Here is a 6,288-nt window from a genome sequence, read left to right on the forward strand (position 1 = left end):
CCCTACACCTGAGAACTCCTGAATCCCCTGAGGAGGAACCTCACGATGACCGCCACGACAGTGGACAACACACCACGCAGAGGGTCGAGCATCCTCGCGCAGCTGCAGCGCATCGGCCGCAGCCTCATGCTGCCGATCGCCGTCCTGCCCGCCGCGGGCCTCCTGCTGCGTTTCGGGCAGCCCGACATGCTCGGCAAGGACGGCCTGGAATGGAACCGGGTCGCCGAGGTCGTCGGCGAGGCCGGCAACGCGCTGTTCGCCGCCCTGCCCCTGCTCTTCGCCGTCGGTGTGGCGATCGGTTTCGCCAAGAAGTCCGACGGCTCCACCGCGCTCGCCGCGGTCGTCGGATACCTGGTCTTCGACCGCGTCTCGAAGATCATGTTTTCGCACTCCGACGAGCTCAAGGGCAACGTCATGATCGAGAAGGTGGTCGCGGGCAAGCCGACGCCGACCATCGACTGGGGCGCCACGAACCCGACGCAGGTGCTCGGCGGCATCCTGATGGGCGTCACCGCCGCGCTGCTCTACCAGCGCTACTACCGGATCAAGCTGCCGACCTGGCTGGCCTTCTTCGGCGGGCGCCGGTTCGTCCCGATCATCACCGCCTTCGCGGGCCTGGTCCTCGGCATCCTGATCGGCTTCCTCTGGCCGGTGCTCGGCAACTGGCTCACCGAGTTCGGTGAGTGGATCACCGGCGCGGGCGCGGCCGGCGCGGGCATCTACGGCATGATCAACCGGCTGCTCATCCCGTTCGGCCTGCACCACATCCCGAACTCCCTCGTCTGGTTCGTGTTCGGCGAGTACCAGGGCCCGGACGGCGCCGTCAACGGCGAGATCAACCGCTACCTGGCCGGCGACCCGGACGCGGGCGGCTTCCTCGCCGGGTTCTTCCCCGTCCTGATGTTCGGCCTGCCCGGCGCGGCCCTCGCCATCTGGCGCGCCGCACCCCCGCACCGGCGTCCTGCGGTCGGCGGCATCATGCTGTCGGCGGCGCTCACCGCGTTCATCACCGGCGTCACCGAACCGATCGAGTTCTCGTTCATGTTCGTCGCGCCCGTCCTGTACGGGGTGCACGTCGTCCTCACCGGCATCTCGATGGCGGTGCTGGAGGCCGCCGGAGCCCAGCTCGGCTTCAGCTTCTCCGCGGGCGGCATCGACCTGCTGCTGAACGCGACGAAGGACAACACCGAACAGCTACCGCTCATCCTCGGGATGGGCGTCCTGTACTTCTTCCTCTACTACTTCATCTTCAAGTTCCTGATCGAGAAGTTCAACTTCGCGACTCCGGGACGCGAACCCGAAGGCGAGGAGTCCACGGCCGTCGACCCGGCGGCCGACCCGGAACTGGCCGGCAGCAAGAAGGGGGACGCGCAGGCCACCGGCGGCTGACCCTCCCGGGGGCGCCGCGAGCCCCTCACTAGCGCGGCGCCCTGCCCCGGGCCGGTCCAGCCCCCCGGCCCGGCTCCCGAGAGTCCCGGATCAACCCCGCACCCTCGCCCGGGACTCGCTCCCGAAGGCGGCGGGACGCCCCAGCGTCCCGCCGCCTTCCCCTTTCTGCCCCTTTGTAGCCGTTGGGCCGGATGTGGTCAGAATGTATTTTCTGTGTCTCTAGTGACTCCTGTCGTAAAACGAGGCAGGAGGTCTTTTCATGCGAGGGCGTACGGGGAAGTCAGCGGTGGTGCGAATCGTCCGGTACCGTCCGGCACCGGCCACCCGTGGAGCGCTGGCGCTGCAACGGGCGGCGGCTCCCGCACAGCCGCCCGGCCTGCGTCTGGTCCGGCCGGACGACGGCGTGGACACCGAGGTCCGAGCCGTCGCGAACGCCACCGTCCGGCTGATCGCAGAGATCCTGGCGGGCACCCGCCCACCGCACCAGCTCTCCCTGGTGGCCGTCCCAGCGGTGTGCCGAGCGCTCTTCAACCACCTTCAGTCCGCGAGGCAAACCACCCCGGCACGGCGCGGCGGCCGGGTCGTTCCACCCAAGGTGCTGTCCACCCGGGTACAGCGGCCTGCACCGACCGTGGCCGAGACGGCAGCGGTCCTGGTCGTGGCCGGACGCGTCCACGCCCTGGCCCTACGCCTGGAACACACCCGCGGCAGATGGCGCTGCACAGCTTTGGAAACAACCGCCCCCTGATCCGCAAGCCCCCGCGCGCCGCAAGGACCTTCGGCTCCGCCGCAACCAGACCCAAGAGATGCAGGACCCCGACATGCAGCTGCCCTGACACACCAGCTCCCCGACACGAGGACGCGGATGCACGAGGACTCTGGCGCGCGGGGCTTTCGTGCGCTGGACTCTTCCGGCTGGACTCGGCAAGCGGGGGCATTAGTACACGAGGGCTCTAGCGCGCAGGGCTGGCTCGATGCGGGCGGCTATTCGGCGCGGGGGCCTCGGCACACGGGGTCTCGCAAGCGGAAGCGGCCTCCCGGATTTCTCCGGGAGGCCGCCTTCGTGTCGCGTGTTACTTGGCCTTGCTGCGCGGGTCGCCGTGGCAGCGCTTGAACTTCTTGCCCGAGCCGCAGGGGCACGGGTCGTTGCGGTTCACGCCCGCGTACTCGTCCTTCGTCTCCTCGCTGTGGTGCTCGACGCCGCCGTCGCCGTCGACGGTCGGGGCCGAGTACTCCAGCTTGGACGGGCGCTTCGGCGCGTCGAGGCCCTTCGCCTTGATCGCGGGGGCCTCGTCGGCCTCCTCGACCTCGTCGGCGGGGGCGGTGTCCGCGTCGGCCCCGGTGTCCGTGGCCGTCTTGGCGACGGACACGGGCTTGGCGCCGACCGCCGGGGCCGCCGGCTGCTCCTCCACCTCGACCTCAAGGTGGAACAGGTAGCCGACCGACTCCTCCTTGATGCCGTCGAGCATCGCGTTGAACATGTCGTAGCCCTCGCGCTGGTACTCCACCAGCGGGTCGCGCTGCGCCATGGCCCGCAGGCCGATGCCCTCCTGGAGGTAGTCCATCTCGTAGAGGTGCTCGCGCCACTTGCGGTCGAGGACGTTCAGCACGACGCGGCGCTCCAGCTCACGCATGACCTCGGCGCCGAGTTCCTCGTCGCGCTTGTCGTAGGCGGCGTGGGCGTCCTCGCGGATCTTCGCGGCGAGGGTCTCGGCGTCGAGGGCGGAGATGTCGCCGCCCGCGGCGTCCTCGATCAGCTCCTCCACCGTGATCGAGATCGGGTAGAGCTGCTCGAACGCCTTCCACAGCTTGTCGAGGTCCCACTCCTCGGCGAAGCCCTCGGCGGTGGCACCCGCGACATAGCCCGCGACGACCTCGTCGATCATGCCGCGGACTTGCTCGTTCAGGTCCTCGCCTTCGAGAACCTTGCGGCGTTCGGCGTAGATGACCTTGCGCTGCCGGTTCAGGACCTCGTCGTACTTCAAGACGTTCTTGCGCATCTCGAAGTTCTGCTGCTCGACCTGGCTCTGCGCCGACTTGATCGCATTGCTGACGATCTTGGACTCGATCGGCTGCTCGTCCGGGATGTTCAGCCGGTTCATGATCGACTCGACGCGGGCGGAGTTGAACAGCCGCATCAGGTCGTCCTCAAGCGAGAGGTAGAACCGGGACTCGCCCGGGTCGCCCTGCCGGCCGGACCGTCCGCGCAGCTGGTTGTCGATGCGCCGCGACTCGTGCCGCTCGGTCGCGAGGACGTAGAGCCCGCCGAGGTCGACGACCTCCTCGTGCTCGCCCTTCACGTCCTCCTTGGCCTTCTCCAGCGCCTCGGGCCACGCCGCCTCGTACTCGTCCGGCGTCTCCAGCGGGGACAGGCCGCGCTGGTGCAGCTCCAGGTCGGCGCGGAAGTCGGGGTTGCCGCCGAGCATGATGTCGGTGCCGCGCCCCGCCATGTTCGTCGCGACGGTGACGCCGCCCTTGCGGCCCGCCTCCGCGACGATCGCCGACTCGTGCTCGTGGTTCTTGGCGTTCAGCACCTGGTGCGGGATTCCGCGCCGCTTGAGCATCTTGCTCAGCTTCTCGGACTTCTCCACCGACGTCGTGCCGACGAGGACCGGCTGGCCCTTCTCGTGCCGCTCGGCGATGTCGTCGACGCACGCCTCGAACTTGGCCTGCTCGGTCTTGTAGACGACGTCGGCGACGTCCTCGCGGATCATCGGCTTGTTCGTCGGGATCGGCACGACGCCGATCTTGTAGGTCTTGTTGAACTCGGCCGCCTCGGTCTCGGCCGTACCGGTCATGCCGGACAGCTTGGAGTAGAGGCGGAAGTAGTTCTGCAGGGTGATCGTGGCGAGCGTCTGGTTCTCGTCCTTGATCGCCACGCCCTCCTTGGCCTCGATGGCCTGGTGCATGCCCTCGTTGTAGCGGCGGCCGTGGAGGATGCGGCCGGTGAACTCGTCCACGATCAGGACCTCGCCGTTCATGACGACGTAGTCCTTGTCGCGCTTGTAGAGCTCCTTGGCCTTGAGCGCGTTGTTGAGGAAGCTCACCAGCGGCGTGTTGACCGAGTCGTAGAGGTTGTCGATGCCGAGCCAGTCCTCGACCTTCTCGACGCCGGACTCGGTGATGCCGACCGTGCGCTTCTTCTCGTTGACCTCGTAGTCGCCGGGGCCGTACTCGTCGACCTGCCCGGCGGTGCTGATCAGCTCGGCCCGCTTCAGCCGCGGGACGATCTTCGCGAACTCCGAGTACCACTTGGAGTTCTGCTCGGCCGGACCCGAGATGATCAGCGGGGTTCGGGCCTCGTCGATGAGGATCGAGTCGACCTCGTCCACGATCGCGAAGTTGTGGCCGCGCTGGACGCACTCGTCCAGGGTCCAGGCCATGTTGTCGCGCAGGTAGTCGAACCCGAACTCGTTGTTCGTCCCGTAGGTGATGTCGGCGTTGTAGGCGGCGCGGCGCTCCTCCGGAGTCATCTGCGCGAGGACGACACCGACCTCGAGGCCGAGGAACTGGTGAATGCGGCCCATCCACTCGGCGTCCCGCTTGGCCAGGTAGTCGTTCACCGTGACGATATGGACGCCGTCGCCCGACAGGGCGTTGAGATAGGCCGGCAGCACCGCGGTCAGGGTCTTGCCCTCACCGGTCTTCATCTCGGCGATGTTGCCCAGGTGGAGGGCGGCACCGCCCATGATCTGGACGTCGAAATGGCGCTGGCCGAGGACGCGCTTGGCGGCCTCGCGGGCGGTCGCGAAGGCTTCGGGGAGCAGGTCGTCCAGGGTCTCGCCGTCGGCGAGCCGCTCCCGGTACTTGTCGGTCAGCTCGCGCAACTCGGCGTCGCTCATCTCGAGGAAGTCCTCCTCGATCGAGTTGACCTGATCCGCGAGCTTCTTGAGCTTGCGCAGGATTTTGCCCTCGCCCGCACGAAGGATCTTGTCGATGACTGGCGGCACTCTCGGAGGCTCCTTGCAGATCGTGGTTCACCGCTCCAGGCGGCGCGCACACCACACGTACGATGCCATCGTAGGCGAGACTTAGAATGGTCTAGGTCACTCTGGAGCGCAATCCACAGCGCGTCCCGTTTGACTTTCCGGCTCCCGGAGAGGATGTCCACAGCATCCGGAGGGAGGCCCGGTGTCCGAACAGTCACACCCCGAAGAGCGGCCCGAAGAGCCGCGACCTGAACAGGCGCACGGATCGCACGCCGGACGGCCGGCATCCTGGTTCGCTGTCACCGTCATCTTCGTCGGCTTCGTCGTCGGCGGCGTGGCGCTCTGCCTGGGACCCCTGTGGATCATGTTCTGGGTGGGGGCCGGGATCATCGTCCTCGGCATGATCATCAGCGGTTTCGTGCACCTGTTCGCCGACGTCGTCGTGGACGCGCCCAGGGTCATCCCCGAGATCGTCGACTACTCGCTGTTCGGCACCCGCACCGCCAGGCGCCGCGGCGGCACGGCGGGCGAGGCCCTGGACCGTCCGGTCGCCACCGACCCGGAGCAGACCCCCCACGGCTGACACGCCCATTCACGGCCTTCACCGCGGGTCGCTTAACGCCCGCCAATGCCCCGAATGAGGACAGTGTCACCGTGAATAACAACGAGCCCGAAACCCGCTTCATTCCGGCCGTCCACCCCGAACCCTGAGTGAACCCCAAGTCGCGCGGAGTGGCCATTTCCCGCAGGCGAACAGTGATTCACGCGCGGTGAGATTCACGCGCGTGGCGGGCCTGTGTGGGTGGCGGGCCTGTGTGGGTGGCGGGCCTGCGTGGGTGACGGGCCTGCGTGGGTGACGAGCCTGCGTGGGTGACGAGCCTGCGTGGGTGACGAGCCTGCGTGGGTGACGAGCCTGCGTGGGTGACGAGCCTGCGTGGGTGACGAGCCTGCGTGGGTGACGAGCCTGCGT

4 protein-coding genes are annotated in these 6,288 nt (G+C 68.0%); 3 read left to right on the forward strand and 1 reads right to left on the reverse strand.

The features are described 5' to 3' along the window. Nucleotides 1-45 precede the first annotated feature (45 nt). Together E1264_RS38725 and E1264_RS38730 are read left to right on the forward strand one after the other, a co-directional pair. On the forward strand, nt 46-1,389 hold the full coding sequence (locus E1264_RS38725) for a PTS transporter subunit EIIC (RefSeq protein ID WP_132181910.1): 1,344 nt from the start codon (nt 46-48) through the stop codon (nt 1,387-1,389). 286 nt (nt 1,390-1,675) lie between these two features. After that, entirely contained in the window at nt 1,676-2,137 is a 462-nt protein-coding gene (locus E1264_RS38730; protein WP_132181912.1) for an Rv3235 family protein, read from the forward strand. Between the two features lie 325 nt (nt 2,138-2,462). Here the strand turns inward: E1264_RS38730 and secA are convergent, their stop codons facing one another. Then, nucleotides 2,463-5,339, reverse strand: a complete 2,877-nt coding sequence (secA, locus tag E1264_RS38735) for a preprotein translocase subunit SecA (RefSeq protein WP_132181914.1) — start codon at nt 5,337-5,339, stop codon at nt 2,463-2,465. 181 nt (nt 5,340-5,520) lie between these two features. Here secA and E1264_RS38740 point away from each other — a divergent pair, with 181 nt between their 5' ends. Then, complete coding sequence (locus E1264_RS38740) at nt 5,521-5,901, forward strand: HGxxPAAW family protein (protein ID WP_165964609.1); 381 nt, start codon at nt 5,521-5,523, stop codon at nt 5,899-5,901. Nucleotides 5,902-6,288 lie beyond the last annotated feature (387 nt).

The organism is Actinomadura sp. KC216 (genome assembly GCF_004348535.1).
GTDB lineage: Bacteria > Actinomycetota > Actinomycetes > Streptosporangiales > Streptosporangiaceae > Spirillospora.

Bases quoted from the DNA above. Each gene is read 5' to 3' on its own strand.
- E1264_RS38725 (WP_132181910.1), top strand. From the start codon at position 46: ATGACCGCCACGACAGTGGACAACACACCACGCAGAGGGTCGAGCATC.